Source organism: Paenibacillus aestuarii (assembly GCF_027789125.1).
GTDB lineage: Bacteria > Bacillota > Bacilli > Paenibacillales > NBRC-103111 > Paenibacillus_E > Paenibacillus_E aestuarii.
The window spans coordinates 15,955-30,247 of sequence record NZ_JAQFVF010000045.1 but is presented as its reverse complement, the minus strand read 5'-3'; the positions used below and the strand labels follow the sequence as shown (position 1 = coordinate 30,247).

Below are 14,293 nucleotides of genomic sequence, written 5' to 3'. Positions count from 1 at the left end.
AAAAGCAAGAGCGTCAGGCATTGGCCTGGCGCTCTTTTTTGAAAATTTGGCTTGGCAGGATTACGGGTGACCGCTGGATTTTTCCCGTTTGTGCTATCGTGCTCCCAGTGAGGTTGAAAATAACCTCCAAACCGTAGTTGCCGGTTCTGGAGGTTATTTCATGAACGGAGATCCTAGCTCACTTTTGTGATAATAAATATTGGACATCCCGAAGCAAGTAATAAGCGGCTTGAGTTGAAATATGTTTTCCGCTTTGTGCTTTCAATTCATTCACGAATTCAACTAAATTGTTAGCAGTCAATTTGCTTTTTAAACTGTTGGAGATACCTGCATTATCGATCCATCCAGCATTCGTAAACCGGGAAACTAATGTTTGTAGGGACTCAACATCTGTTGTGGTTTGGAAAGTTATCGTTTTATTGCCCACATTCCCAGCCTGATCGCTCGCTGTTACGATGAACGAATGCGATCCAAGCGGCAACGTATAGAGGGGGATTGGTTTGTCTTGCTCCACCCCATACGTATCCAACGTAACCGTACTCTTGCTGCTGTCAATCCCTGACAAGTCGTCGCTCAACAAAATGGTTGGTGTCATATCTACCGAATCGCTGTAAGTACCACCCACTAATCCGTTGATTGTGATTGCAGGCGCAATCATATCCAGATTGAAGCTGAGGGTTTGGGGCGCTTCCACATTGCCGGCTTTATCAGTCGACCGATAGCTCATCATATACTTGTTATCTTGGTTAAAGATTATTGCCCCTGTATAATTTTTCCATTCTTTGCCTCCGTCAAGGCTGTACTCCGTCTTAGCTACACCCGACAGATTGTCAGTAGCGCTCAGGCTTACCGTAACCGGATTGATGTACCATCCGTTCAGTCCATCAGGCTGTGACGGTGCAACTACAGCCGTAGTCATCAGCGGGACCTCCTGCGTGAGCTTGAATAGTTTGGATTCGGCCGGCTGAAGCGCGAGCTGAAACGTTCCGCTTGTGGCGGAAACTTGCCCCGTCCACAAATCTTCGACGCTGTAAGCAGTTTCGGCGGGCAGTCCGGCACGGGCAAGATCTATCGTCTTCGCAGTGGAAGAGTTGCCGCTATAATTAAAGACAGCCAAATAATAATCGTTGCCGTCCTGCTTCACGAACGTATCCGTCGCATTTGCCCCTGTATTTCCTTCCACCGGTCTAAACGCCTTTCCTTTTGTGGCGAGCTCAATGACTTTGGGATTCGAATACAATTGCGCCATGTAATCTTGCGCAACCGGGTTATTGACATCGTCCCCATCCAAAAGTACCGTACCGGAAATGACCGCCGAATTCAAGCGACTGCGCGCTTCCGTTAAGGAGCCAGCATGAGTGAGCGCGACATGATCCGGGTCCGTAAAATTGTAAATCGTCGCATTTTGCCACCAACCGTAAGTTAACGCGTTAAGCTCGTATTCGGAATCGTGAATCGAACCGAATGTATCGGTAGCAATGCGTCTGCTATTCGCGTATTGAGCCGGAAAGAGGGGTGCAATCGACTCGCTTACGAATAGCTTGCCATCCAATACATCACTGATATATCGCATACCTACATTATAAGCTTGAATACCCGTTGTAACGTTCGGATCCGCATGCGTGCCTTCCAATGCTCCATGCGAAAGAAAATCCAGTTTCACATAAGAATAACCGATTTGTTTGAAGCGGTTCACATAATAAGCGAACATCTGCTTCGCGCCGGGGTGTGTCGGATCGATCGCAAAGGCACCGTCTAGTTTAGGCAGCGGATTACCGGAATTATCCTTAAGCACGATATCTTTGTATTTATACTGGTCATTTGTTCCTTCTACCGGCTGATTCAAATCTTCTCCCCAGTAAGTGAACGGTGCCCAGTAAACGCCTGCTTGCTGGCCGTTGGCATGAATGACAGAAACTGCCTGCTCCAATTGTTCCTCTGTCAATTGAGCCCCGTGAGCATCCGTGTTGATATAGACGGCACCATTATGATTAAAGGTCGGCAGATGAGTTTTAAAATAGTTCGAAGTATCTACGATGTTCTGGTAGGTTAATGTATATCCGATGCCTCCCCAGCTATTCCAACCAACTGGCACGCCTTGCGGCAATGCGCTGTCCAAACTTCTTGTTGGCGTAATAACGGCATTTGCGCGCCCATACGCTTCCAAGCCTTCGCGATAATCCGCAAAACCGCCGATTAAGATGGTCGGAGAAGAAACCTGAGTTCCAGTCAGGCTGCCATGCGGCTGGGAATCGTGGGTAATATTGGAGGATGCTCCTCCATATATGGTCAACTGATTGAGCTGATTAAACAAGCCGCTCCAATCAATGCCCGTTTTCCAGTTGTCATGCGTGACAGACCCGATAATCAGCCCCTGACGTGATGCATTGTCATAGATCGCCGTGACTTCATAACTGGTATCGGTTTGGTTTAAAGTCTTAGCTGCATAGCGAATCCACATGTCGTTATCAAAAGGAACATTCAAGATACGGTTGTCGGCAGTTTGGCCAGTCGTCACGCCGCCAGCCCGATTAACAGCGACCGGCGCCATATAATTGGTGCTGAATGGCTGCCCGCTGACCGCATCAAGCCGAGCGAGGAAGTAAGACTTGCCTTCGTAGAAATCATAAACCTGACGAAGTGTCGGTTTACCTTCCTCCGTATGCGTGAAGACAACTTCGATTCCCGTACCGAAATGATCATTAAGGGGAACTATCTGCTCCAAAGACACCGAATGGGAAGGATAATCAATCGTTTTCAATTCCTCACCGTTCATCTTGATTTTTCCATATGCGCCCATGAACTGCTGGCCATTATTCCATTGATAATCGGCAAACCCGGTCCCCGAATGATAGGTGACGGTGTATTGCCCGTTAGATACCTTCATACCTGAAGTGTACGGGGTAACGGTTATTGTCTTATAGTTGACAGGACTAAGAGGAATTCCGATTGCTCCTTCATCAGCTCCAGGGTCTATAGTACCGTTTATAGCCTGCACGACAATTCGGTCGATATCGGGCGCGTACCAGTTGCTATCGTCGATCAAAATCGTATTGCTGCCAGCGTTCAAATCCACTATCACGTCGTAGCTTCCAACTGTATTCCAATCGGGAGTTGCCGGAAAATTGACGTAGTTCTTTGCCACGCCATTGACACTGATATTAGCCGAGCGAGGATCTCCGGAAATATAGTACACCGTTACCTTATAACTTCCGCTCGTTTGAACAGTAACATGGTTAAACTGCAAAGAAGAGCCTTGGTAAAGGGCTCCTACCTTTTGCCCCCCCGAACACGCTCCACAACCGGTTACGGAGGCGTTGCCGAGGAGCGTGTTTCCTGCTGTTTCGGCTTCGTAGACGCCATTTGACGGAATATTCTGTAGTCCTCCTACGACAATTCGGTCGATATCCGGCGCGTACCAGTTGTTGTCGTCGATCAAAATCGTATTGCTGCCGGCGTTCAAATTCAATGTCACGTCGTAGCTCCCGACCGTATTCCAATCGACGGTTGCCGGAAAATTGACGTAGTTCTTCCCCCCGCCGTTGACGCTAATATTAGCCGAACGAGGATCCCCGGAAATATAGTACACCGTTACTTTATAACTTCCGCTTGTTTGAACGGTAACATGGTTTAACTGCAAAGAAGAGCCTTGATAAAGTCCTCCTACCTTATGCCCGTCCGAACATGCTCCACACTCGCTTACAGAGGCGTTGCCGAGGAGCGTGTTTCCTGCTGCTTCAGCTTCGTAGACGCCATTTGACGTATTATTCTGTAGTTCACCTATGACTATTCGGTCGATATCCGGCGCGTACCAATTGTTATCGTCGATCAAAATCGTATTGCTGCCAGCGTTCAAATTTAATGTCACGTCGTAGCTTCCGACTGTATTCCAATCGGTGGTTGCCGGAAAATTGTAGTAGTTCTTTTCCCCGCCGTTGACGCTGATATTTGCCGAACGAGGGTCACCGGAAGTATAGTACACCGTTACCTTATAAATTCCGCTTGTTTGAACAGTAACATGGTTAAACTGCAAAGAAGCTCCTTGGTAAAGACCTCCTACCTTTTGCCCACCCGAGCACGCTCCACAACCGCTAACTACGGCGTTGCCGGAGAGCGTATTTCCTACCGCCTCGGCCTCGTATACGCCGGCTGTATCTGCGTCAATCCGATTTCCGACCGGCAGTCCCAATGCTAACACAAAAATAAAGATCATCAACCTCAGAAGGAATTTATTGATCATGTTTTTGGACACAAATTGCCTCCTATATCATAATTTTTGATTTTCATGATAACTCGAACGGCGAAGATCAGATACCAAATAACCATGAGAGTGCGATACTGCTAAGTTTAGTTCAGTTCTTCAAATTCCACTCCCCCCTAATACTAATTTCGAGGTTGTTGTAGCGCTTACATTAACCATTTCAGTATAGGGTTTCTATGAAACCTAATGAATGGACGAATCGCTTCTGTTTACTGTAATAATTGCTCCTTCGTAAATCAGCCGTATCCTTATCCATAGTCTGTTGCATCAGTTCTAGATATGGAACCGGCGCCTTAAGTGTTTGCTCCGAAAGTCTTGCGTCCCGTTGATGGAGTATTAGATCGGTTATGTCTTTTGGGGAACGGGAACCTTCGTCAACAGGAATTACCCGACTCAATGGACTGGGATAAGAGTCGATTATCACATCATCTAACGAGAATGGAAAAACGCGGCTGTAACGAGGAAACCGTTAGATTCAGATCGCGGTGTTCAAGTCATCATCACTTCCGCTGGAAAATTGGCATTGGATGAAGCCCGCCCGATTGTTTCTATGGCAATTCGCAAATATTTTTTTAATCAATTAACCGATCATGACATTGAGTCGATTACGAAGCTGGCGAAAAGTACTAAAACAGAGTCTTAAGCGTCTTGTAAAGACCCACCACCCCCGCTTCTCTCCTCCCTTCTACAGATTGAGCTTGATCCGACTGTTCAGAAACATTTTTTGAACTGGATTCTTCCGCAAAAAACGGTAGAGGGGGCTTTTGCTTATCCTTAGCAAAAGCCCCCTTTAGGTACCGCATCGTTCTGAACTTGCCGTAATTTAGGATACGGTTCTTCTGCTCGTCCTTCTCCAACATATGAATTAAGGTACAAATTGCGATGCTATTAAAATAAGGTATCTTTACATAATTATATAGTTATTTATAATCGCTCCCCCATAGCCCCCAGGATACATAGGGATAGTGGCCGTAGCGTTGAGATAGCTCTCTTGAAAATAGAGTCATACGTTCAATGGTTCGGTTGTTTTTAAGCATTCCGGCATCCAAAATTCGAAATGGAAGAGATTGCAGAAGCTTCATGACAATCTCCTTAGCCCCTTCATCATCTGAAGTAACAAATACATCGCTTTTGATGCCTTGATGGACGGGACGATCAAATACCATCCAAAATGTATTTTTAAAAGCTCCCACGACCTTGGTATCCGGTAAAGCTTGTTGAATTTCCTCTGCGGCAGAAGCTCCCCATCCTGTAGTGAAATCGGAAAAATCCGAAGTGAACGGATTGCAAATATCCACAAGTATTTTACCTTTCAATGCTTCTTCATTATGTTTTGCCCATGGCAGTAGATCACGAAACCAAAGCGTGTGAAAAATTACATCAGCGGCAAGTGCCTGATCATAAGATCCAGGTAAAGCCTCAGATCTCAAGTCCTTAATCAAGCCCTGGACCTTCTCAATAGAACGCGATCCCCATATTACATTTTGGATATGAGGTGCTGTGGCCTCAATCAAAGCCTTACCCATACGTCCGGTTCCTATAATGCTTACTTTCATAAATAGCCCTCTCCTTACTATAAGTTATAAAGTCACATCAACAATTTATCACTACTTGAATAAGTATGGAATTTCCATTATGGTAGATGGATATAACAAAAAGTTTTAATATGGGTGTGATACTTTGGATATTCAATGGCTTAAAAGCTTTGTACTGACCGCGCAAAACAAGAGTCTTTCAAAAACAAGTGAATGGTTGAATCTTTCCCAACCGGCGGTCAGCAAACAAATTCGAAAACTTGAAGAGACGTATGGGGTTACTTTGTTTTATCGCTCGACTCAGGGGGTTGAATTGACTAAAGCTGGGGCTATGCTATTGGAACGCATTCAACCAGTACTTATGGATTTGGAACTGATTTATAAAGAGCTACAGGATTTTAAAACGACCCAAAAAATTTGGCTTGGAGCCCTGCCGAGTATTGCCACTTACTTTCTTCGGAGAAAAATACCGACTCTGGAGGTCAATACGGATGTAATGGTATGCAATACTTCTACGGAGCTCTTGTCTTGGCTGAAGGCCGGAAAGCTTGACGCAGCACTGATTGACAAAAGGTCTGCGGACCCTCACCTCTGGAGTAAGGATTTGTTTTCCGAGTCCTACTTAGCTATCCTTCCCAAATCCCATCCTCTCGGCGAACAACAATGTGTCACCGTAGCCGATATAAAAGATGAATCATTTGTTTTCTATCCAGAGTCGTGTGACGTTCGTCAATGCATTACGCAAAGGCTCCTTATGTTAGGTATTGAACCAAAGGTTTCTACCGAGGTATCCTTTGGCGATTTTATTCTGGGGTATGTTGCGGCAGGGGCAGGCATTACAATACTTCCTAAAATAGTTACCGAGAATCTGTCGGTTGTATCCTTAACAGCCGTGCCTATCATTGATTTTAACACTACCCGAACCATTTCCATTATCGCCCGCTCAGAAAAGCTGGGCAAACGGCTTTATCGCTCTTTCGATCCCAGTGTTTATAAAGAGAGCTAACGCTTTATTAGCATAAATTAAAAATTTAATCCCTCGTCAAAGTACAGAAGGCATTAGGCTATTGGCGGTAATCCGATAGCCTAGCAACCGCCATTCCGGATGGCGAATGCTTACGTTTTTTCCGACAGCTCTGTTATTGTAAAGTTTGATTTTCGAACAAAAGAAAACCGCCTCCCTTAAGAAGCGGTAATTAAACTCCCTCGGTAAGGCAATCCTCTATTCCCAAGGATACTTTGTTACCAAGTAATCCGCGAACTTCTGGCTCTCTTCACGCCGGATTATGATTTGCTAACCTTTCCTCAAATAAACTCCCGTTAGAATTCCTGTAAAACGAAAAATTTGGTGTTTGAACAAAAACGAGCGCCTCAGTACGATGGGGTTACGCACGAGGTCAAAAGCCTCAAAAAGCCCATCTAGGAGGTCGCTCTATCATGAAGTTTAAGGCACAAGACAAACAAAATCAACTCATAGAAAACATTTCCGTTCATCATCTGGTCGTTGGCGTAGACATCGCCCAGGAAGTCCATGTCGCCCGCGCCGTCAGCTTTCGAGGGATTGCTCTGGGAACACCCCTCGAATTCGGTAATCATCTTGAGGGGTTCAAGCTATTCGAGCGCTGGATCAAGGATCTTCTCAAATCCTACAAACTAAGCCACGTTATGGTTGGCATGGAACCAACCGGTCACTACTGGTTTAGCCTTGCACGTTGGCTTGTCGAGCAAGACATTGAAGCCGTTCTAGTTAATCCTCATCTCGTTAAAAAGAATAAAGAAAACCGGGATAATACACCGTCTAAAAGCGATCGTAAGGACGCGCTTGTCATTGCAGAGATGATCAAAAACGGGTACTACTCCCCTGTTCGTTTTCACTCAGAAGCATACGAGGAACTACGTATTCTCATGGCTAACCGTGAAACCGTCACAAAACGTCTCAACAGTGCAGTGAATCAGATTCATCGCTGGGTAGACATTGTTTTCCCTGAGCTGCGTCAGGTCTTTAAAATCCTTACCTGTACCAGTGCAATCGCAACACTCAGACTCTTCCCTTTACCGAGAGATATCAGTCGTTTAAACACGGAGCAGGTTCTAGGCGGTTGGAAGCAATATGTGAAGCGTCATGCTGGCGTTAAGCGCGCCAATTTGCTCATTTCACTAGCAAAATCCAGTGTTGGCACCACCCAAGCACTACATGCTTACAAGCTTCACCTTGGGCAATTGCTCCAAGAATATGACCTGGCGCAGAGTCAGCTTAAACAGATTGAGCAAGAGGTGAATCTCATTCTTGAACGTATTCCTTATGCTCAAAAACTACTTGAAATACGAGGCATCAATGCCACAAGTCTAGCTGGAATACTTGGTGAGGCTGGTGATCTAAGTGGGTATACGCATGGAAACGCTCTGCTTCGGCATGCCGGGTTAAACCTAGCTGAAGCGAGTTCTGGGAAGTGGCGAGGAACAATGGTCCTTAGCAAGCGGGGCCGTCCACGTCTGCGTCATTTCCTCTACCTCATGACAATGTGCATGATTATGACGAATCCGGATGTTCGGGCTTTACACCGCAGCAATGTTGAGGAAAAGAAGCTAAAGAAGATGAAATCGATCATGAAATTATGTGGTAAGGTGGCACGTCTGCTAGTGGGTTTAGCTAAAAGCAACGAAAACTACGATTCATCTCGAGTTTTCCCACAAGCAGCTTAAAAAAACAGACATACCTCACCGGCTCAAGAATTCGCAGGATGAAAAGAAGCACGGGGTATCGGGAGGCGTTACGCAAAAGGGCTCAGACCCGTTCCGTTAGAAAGACCGACCTCCACCCCTTAGTTTAGATGTGACGAAGGAATGAAAGGGCTTAGACCCGTTGAGACATGGGAGCGAGAATCGCTAAGGCGACGTGGAGACGTGCGCATATGGAACATTATGGGTGAGGCCCCCCCCACCTTTGTTTGCTAATGCCCTTTTCGATCTCTCCCAGCTACCAGCTCTTCCTTCGCTGCTTATTTCACACTTACTATAGGGTGAAATCCTGCGAATTCATGAGCTTGAGTGAGGAAACTGAATCATTCCGAGGGAGTTTAACGAATAATTCCAGATGACAAATGACCTACCCTCTTCTATGCCCCCGTCGGGAATGGGATAATGTTCTTGTCACCTGACAGATAATAATAAAGTTAAAAAAAGGGCTGCGCCGAAATATATCCTTCGGTGCAGCTCTTCATTTTACCACCAGAATCCTGGACCACCGAAGCCGCCAAAGCCGCCGTCAAACGGAAACCCGCCAAAACCACCGAATGCAAAAGGTTCAGTGCCGATGGCTAAGAGATCAAACAATACCAATGGAATGATCGCTTTAACCTGAACTTTTTTACCTTTTTGTGGAGATACAATCAATGTGTTTCCGCTAATTCTGACCAATTTGCCTGACACGCTTGTTCCGTCTCTTTTCAGTGCCATAATTTGTTTACCGACCATTTTACGAACGTCCTCTATCCGAATTTGGGATGTCACGAACGTCTACCTCCTTCTGCCAACAGAGATACATTGCTTTACAATATACTCCTGTTTAGGTAACAGCGATTGGATACCTGTCCACCCATGCATAAAAACAGTCGCTCACCTACAAAACGCCACTTACCCAGTCCATAAGACGCTGCATTCCAAGATCGTCGCGGAGTTACTTGGGCCTTCCATATCCCTCTAGTCCCTTTCAGATTCTTCACATTATCACAAGTTTTAGTAACGCGATCGAATGACCGAGGCCGACGCAGACTGCTCTGTACCTAACAGTAATATCCTCCGATCGTTTATGTCGCTATTGTAGCATCTCATTTCCAGGTAGTTGAAACATCGCTATTGCTTCTTGTAGCAGATTCGCTACCTTCTCTTCTGTCAAAAAATATAGAGCAAGATGATTTGATTGCTCAATAACTGTAACCATAGTCAGACCAACAAGCTCATCGTTATGATACAAAGTATAAGTCATCTTTGAGAATTCATTGATATTAAATCCACGGATAGAATCAACGGCTGCTTGAATATCTTCTTCACTAAGACCTTCTTGAAAAAAAGAAGAAACCACTCGGAGGAACAGCACAAAGTCATCAGTATTAATTCTGGTCATCGCTACAGCTTCGTTCTCTAGGATGCCATCATTCCCAGAAAGATTCTTAACATTTTTTTTAAATCCTGAAATCGCAAAGTAAACTTTTGCGAATAAAGAATCAAACATATAGCTTCTTGGCCCCCTTCTAATTTGGTGAAGTTAGTCTGAATTAGGCTTTACTTACATTTAGTAGGGTGCATTTGATATTCTATGTATTCAAATTCATGCACACGTTTGCATTGTGTGATGGGACTTACTATTCATGGATGAACATCAACCAATTTAAATCCCTTATAGGAATTGAGATAGCATAAAAACCCGTTCCTTCCGTATTAGCTGTATTACAAAATAATATAACATCTGTTAGTTTCATGAAATGAAAGAATGCTTGCGTTGATATGCAAAAAGGTTGAAGAATCACGATAAACTGATATTTTGTTGAAAGTTGAAAGAATAAAGAACCCCTTCTGCTTGGGACCTCCATTGTCCACTTATTGTAACTCGAATAAATTTTAGAGGATGTCTATTTATGACATCAAGTTCTCAATTGCTTTCAGTGAAGTGTTTAGTTGCTTCATTCCAAGAATAAATATATATGTAGTCAAAATCCCATGTCGAGAAGCAAGCAGCTCAAAAAGGAGAATAATGAACAAACAGAAACGGACTAGCGTTCGAAATTACGCTAGTCCGTTTCATTCTGCATCGTTGCGTTATCAAAAATATGCTAAGAAATATAAGTAAAAAATAAAATAAAGCGGCTACCGATATTTATTCGGCCGCCGCGTCGTATTCAACTATAATTCCCCGTCGTATACAATGCATGGAGGTGTAATCACTCAAACTTGATTTAGCTTATTTCGATAATATCCATTTTGCAATATCGTCTAAAACATTCCTGTCCACGGATTGTGGAATATTATATTCATCCCAAATGTCTTTCAACGTACCAAACACTGCTTTCATAAACATATGGTTCAAACCAGGATAGAGCTTAAATGTAACATCGGGGTGGTCTTTTAATATTTCACGGTATCGATTGAAATCTTTTTCGATGGAAACCTGTACATCTTTATCACCCTGTAAGGCGAAAATCGGTTTTTTGCTTCGCGATACATAATCCTTAATGGGATGTTGATTCATTTCTTTAAAATACCAAGCGTAAACAGAACCAAACAAAATGGTCTGCTGCGCCATATCAACCGTCATGCCGGATATGCCATCAAACTTGTATTGAAGTTCTTGTACATGCTTTAGGGCTATCTCTTGCTGAGATGCTTCAAGCTGCTTTATCGAATCTTCATTTTTGTTTAGGATGACTTCTTCAAGCGTTCGAGAGGTGCCGGCTAAGATTATTAATCCTGCCACGTCTCAGCCTTCGGCATCGATTCTGGGAGCAAGCGTCCCACCCAAGCTGTGCCCAATTATGAAAATGCGATTTGTTTCCATACGGGGATCTTTTTTTAGCATTTCGACAGCCGCAATCGCGTCCTCTATGATCTCTTCTTTGACGGAAAGTTTACCGCCGAGTTCTTGAACCATTTGCTTGCCATGAGCGAAGGTTCGTTTATCATACCGAAGCGATGCAATCCCTTGAATTGCAAGTCCATCCGCAAGGTCTCGAAAAAGCTTGTTTGCACCTACGGTTTCATCTTTATCTAGGGCACCGGAACCGTGTACAAATACAACTGCCGGGAATTTTTCAGTATGAGAACCTGGTAACGTCAAGATTCCTTCCAACGGATAAGCAGCGTTTGCCACAACCGCAATTTGTTCTATCATTTTTAACCTCCTATACAAACTCAGATTGCACTTGCTCTTGTATTCTCACTTTTTCATCATTTTTCACACGATTACACGTTAATATGCCTGTTAAATTAAAAAATATTAAATAGGAGCACATCGAATACCAACAATCTTTTGCGTTTCTCCTCCCTATGCGTTATCATCTTTATATCGACATATTTGCAGGTCTTTATTAAGGAGGTTTCAGCGCCCATGTGCCCCCGTACCAAAGAACAAAATGAGCTCATACGTATGCAGCGCAGAGAACAGATCCTGGATGTCGCCGCTCGCTCCTACTTTCGCACGGGCGGCAGCTTTGATATTCGCGACGTCGCCCGCGAGGCAGGGCTTGGCTACGGCACAGTATACCATTATTACCCCAACCGGCATTTATTAATAGAAGATGTGTTAAGAAGCGGCTTCGAGCGATGCGAGCAAGTTAGCGTAAAATGGGCGAACATCAGCGGCAGCCCCCCGGATGACTGGCAGTTATTGACATATTGTAAAGCGCTGCTCCAGCTATGGCAGTCGGACGCCCGCGCATATCTCGTCTACAAAATGGCGGCGGAACATTATGCAGGCTTACCTGAAAGGGATCGACACCACGCCAAAAGAAAATTTATGGAACGGCTGTATGTTCCACTCCAATTGATCGCTCAGTGCGAAGACGACAGCGTCGACCATATGCTTGCCGTGCTGGTCGGTTGCTGTGGGCTGCACTATTATGCGGGCATTTCCGACCTGGACGTCGATCGAATCGCCCGACTCGCTATGCAAGCTATTACGAAGGAGTCCTGATACGAACATGGTCATTTTAAAAAGCAAGCATGAAATTGAGGCTATCCGCAAAGCATGCCAAGTGGTGGCTGAATGCCATCGTACAATCGCCCCGCTTATCAAACCGGGTATTACCACCTACGAGATTGAGCGTATATTCGAGGACATTATGTTGAAGTACGGCGCAAAGCCATACCAGAAAGGCTACAAGGGCTATCCATATGCGACCTGTGCCTCCGTCAACGAAGTGATCGCGCATGGCTTCCCTAGCAATAAGCCACTTGAGGAAGGCGATATCGTGACGATCGACACGGTCGCGGAGCTCGACGGCTGGCTCGGCGATTCGGCTTGGAGCTATGCAGTTGGGCAGATCTCGCCGACGGCCGAGAAGTTGATGCGCGTCACGAAGGAATGTCTTGACCTGGGCATCGAGCAGGCGCGGCCCGGCAATCGGCTCGGCGACGTGACGAGCGCGATTCAGCAGCATGCGGAATCACACGCTTTCGGCGTCGTGCGCGACCTTCTCGCCCATGGCATCGGCCGCGACCTGCACGAGGAGCCGACCTATGTGCATGTTGGCAAGCCCGGAAAAGGCCTCCGTATCAAGGAAGGTATGGTGTTCACGATTGAGCCCATGATCACCGAAGGCACCTATTTCATGACTATCGATCCGGACGGCTGGACCGCACGGACGACGGACAACAAGCTTGCCGCCCAATACGAGCATACGATCGCCATCACGGCTGAAGGTCCACAAATTTTGACCGCGCAATAGAATAAAAAGAGGTCGATCAACGAAATGGTCGACTTCTTTTTTTCGTATTCGGCATAGTATCTTTCTCTATTTATTACAGGTGATCGTGTAAACGATATCCCGTTCCATCATCAAATCGAAGCAGGTTCGGGGACAGCGTGTGCATTGTACATAGATCGTGATGAGGCTGCTGCTTGGACGCTATTATTTTGTGCGAACAATTCATCTTAGGTGAACCGCGCAACAAATTCGGAAACGCCGAGTGACTCAGACAATAACTAGGTCAGATGACGTATTACTGTTCTCCTGCAGGATACCACTGGTGTCGAGTGTCGTTAATCAAGCAAATTTTTTGTCCTTTATTTCTACTGCAGTCCCATTCCGTTAGCCTGCCCGTTAGTTAACGAATAAGACCAGATTACTAATGACCTCACCTCTTCCCTGCCCCACGTCGGGAATGAGATAAAGTTCTTGTCACCCGACATCAACAAGAAGACTTCTTATATGATGTCGGAAAGACAAGAATAACTACGATACATACAAGAAGTTGTTTGGTTTTATACGCCGCATTCAAGCCAAAATACAAAAAAACGCGCATCGGATTGAGTAACCAGGTGCACGTTTTAGCGGCTTAACGTTATTAAACTGTCTATAACTTGATATTGTATGTGACCACGGATTTTGTGTTGGATCTAACTGACAGAGATATGTCTACCTTAACAGATACCGACGCTGCACATACTCCCATCTACATCATCTTGAGAATCTTTATTTTCTCTCCGAGCAGCCAGAAGCGCTTGAGTAATCGCGCTAACAGGCTGGGCTCCTGAAATAGCGTGCCGCCCGTCAACCAGAAAGTAAGGAACACCTCGCACTCCTAATCTAACGGCTGCCAACTGATCTTCTCGAACTGCATCCCCGAAACGTTTGCTAGCGAGCATATCTACCGTTTGTTGGCGATCCAGCCCTGCTTGTTCGGCCAACGACACTAACGTTTCTTGTTTTCCGATGGGCAGGGATATAAGGTGCTTCCTTTAGGAGTTCAGTTTCTGGCAACATATAACCCTTTGTGTCTTTAA

The 14,293-nt window shown here is 45.3% G+C and carries 11 protein-coding genes; 4 read left to right on the top strand and 7 right to left on the bottom strand.

Going from position 1 to position 14,293, the window contains the following annotated elements; genetic code table 11:
• Nucleotides 1-178 precede the first annotated feature (178 nt).
• Nucleotides 179-4,252: an OmpL47-type beta-barrel domain-containing protein gene (locus O9139_RS19300; RefSeq protein WP_270881107.1), complete on the bottom strand. Its 4,074-nt coding sequence runs from the start codon at nucleotides 4,250-4,252 to the stop codon at nucleotides 179-181.
• Between the two features lie 929 nt (nucleotides 4,253-5,181).
• A complete protein-coding gene (locus O9139_RS19295; RefSeq protein WP_270881106.1) occupies nucleotides 5,182-5,817 on the bottom strand; it encodes an NADPH-dependent F420 reductase in 636 nt (211 codons plus the stop codon).
• A 124-nt stretch (nucleotides 5,818-5,941) separates the two neighbouring features.
• On the opposite strand from O9139_RS19295, the gene O9139_RS19290 reads away from it, so the two are divergent.
• Nucleotides 5,942-6,802, top strand: coding sequence for a LysR family transcriptional regulator (locus O9139_RS19290; protein WP_270881105.1), 861 nt, complete (start codon nucleotides 5,942-5,944; stop codon nucleotides 6,800-6,802).
• 431 nt (nucleotides 6,803-7,233) lie between these two features.
• The gene (locus O9139_RS19285; RefSeq protein ID WP_270881104.1) at nucleotides 7,234-8,499 is read left to right on the top strand and encodes an IS110 family RNA-guided transposase; all 1,266 of its coding nucleotides are present in this window, start codon (nucleotides 7,234-7,236) and stop codon (nucleotides 8,497-8,499) included.
• Between the two features lie 519 nt (nucleotides 8,500-9,018).
• On the opposite strand, the gene O9139_RS19280 is transcribed toward O9139_RS19285, so the two are convergent.
• The 4 genes from O9139_RS19280 to O9139_RS19265 all read right to left on the bottom strand — a co-directional run bounded on the left by O9139_RS19280 (nucleotide 9,019) and on the right by O9139_RS19265 (nucleotide 11,680).
• A complete protein-coding gene (locus O9139_RS19280) occupies nucleotides 9,019-9,306 on the bottom strand; it encodes a hypothetical protein (RefSeq protein WP_270881103.1) in 288 nt (95 codons plus the stop codon).
• 304 nt (nucleotides 9,307-9,610) lie between these two features.
• A complete protein-coding gene (locus tag O9139_RS19275) occupies nucleotides 9,611-10,027 on the bottom strand; it encodes a hypothetical protein (RefSeq protein WP_270881102.1) in 417 nt (138 codons plus the stop codon).
• A 726-nt stretch (nucleotides 10,028-10,753) separates the two neighbouring features.
• The gene (locus O9139_RS19270) at nucleotides 10,754-11,266 is read right to left on the bottom strand and encodes a dienelactone hydrolase family protein (protein WP_270881101.1); all 513 of its coding nucleotides are present in this window, start codon (nucleotides 11,264-11,266) and stop codon (nucleotides 10,754-10,756) included.
• Between the two features lie 3 nt (nucleotides 11,267-11,269).
• Nucleotides 11,270-11,680 (bottom strand): alpha/beta hydrolase family protein, encoded by a 411-nt coding sequence (locus O9139_RS19265; RefSeq protein WP_270881100.1) that lies wholly within the window; start codon nucleotides 11,678-11,680, stop codon nucleotides 11,270-11,272.
• 216 nt (nucleotides 11,681-11,896) lie between these two features.
• On the opposite strand from O9139_RS19265, the gene O9139_RS19260 reads away from it, so the two are divergent.
• Nucleotides 11,897-12,481, top strand: coding sequence for a TetR/AcrR family transcriptional regulator (locus O9139_RS19260; RefSeq protein WP_270881099.1), 585 nt, complete (start codon nucleotides 11,897-11,899; stop codon nucleotides 12,479-12,481).
• 7 nt (nucleotides 12,482-12,488) lie between these two features.
• Nucleotides 12,489-13,235, top strand: coding sequence for a type I methionyl aminopeptidase (gene map / locus O9139_RS19255; RefSeq protein ID WP_270881098.1), 747 nt, complete (start codon nucleotides 12,489-12,491; stop codon nucleotides 13,233-13,235).
• A 695-nt stretch (nucleotides 13,236-13,930) separates the two neighbouring features.
• On the opposite strand, the gene O9139_RS33375 is transcribed toward map, so the two are convergent.
• Nucleotides 13,931-14,224 carry a DsbA family oxidoreductase gene (locus tag O9139_RS33375; protein WP_408638371.1) on the bottom strand — a complete coding sequence of 98 codons (294 nt, stop codon included), beginning with the start codon at nucleotides 14,222-14,224 and terminating at the stop codon, nucleotides 13,931-13,933.
• Between the last annotated feature and the right edge of the window lie 69 nt (nucleotides 14,225-14,293).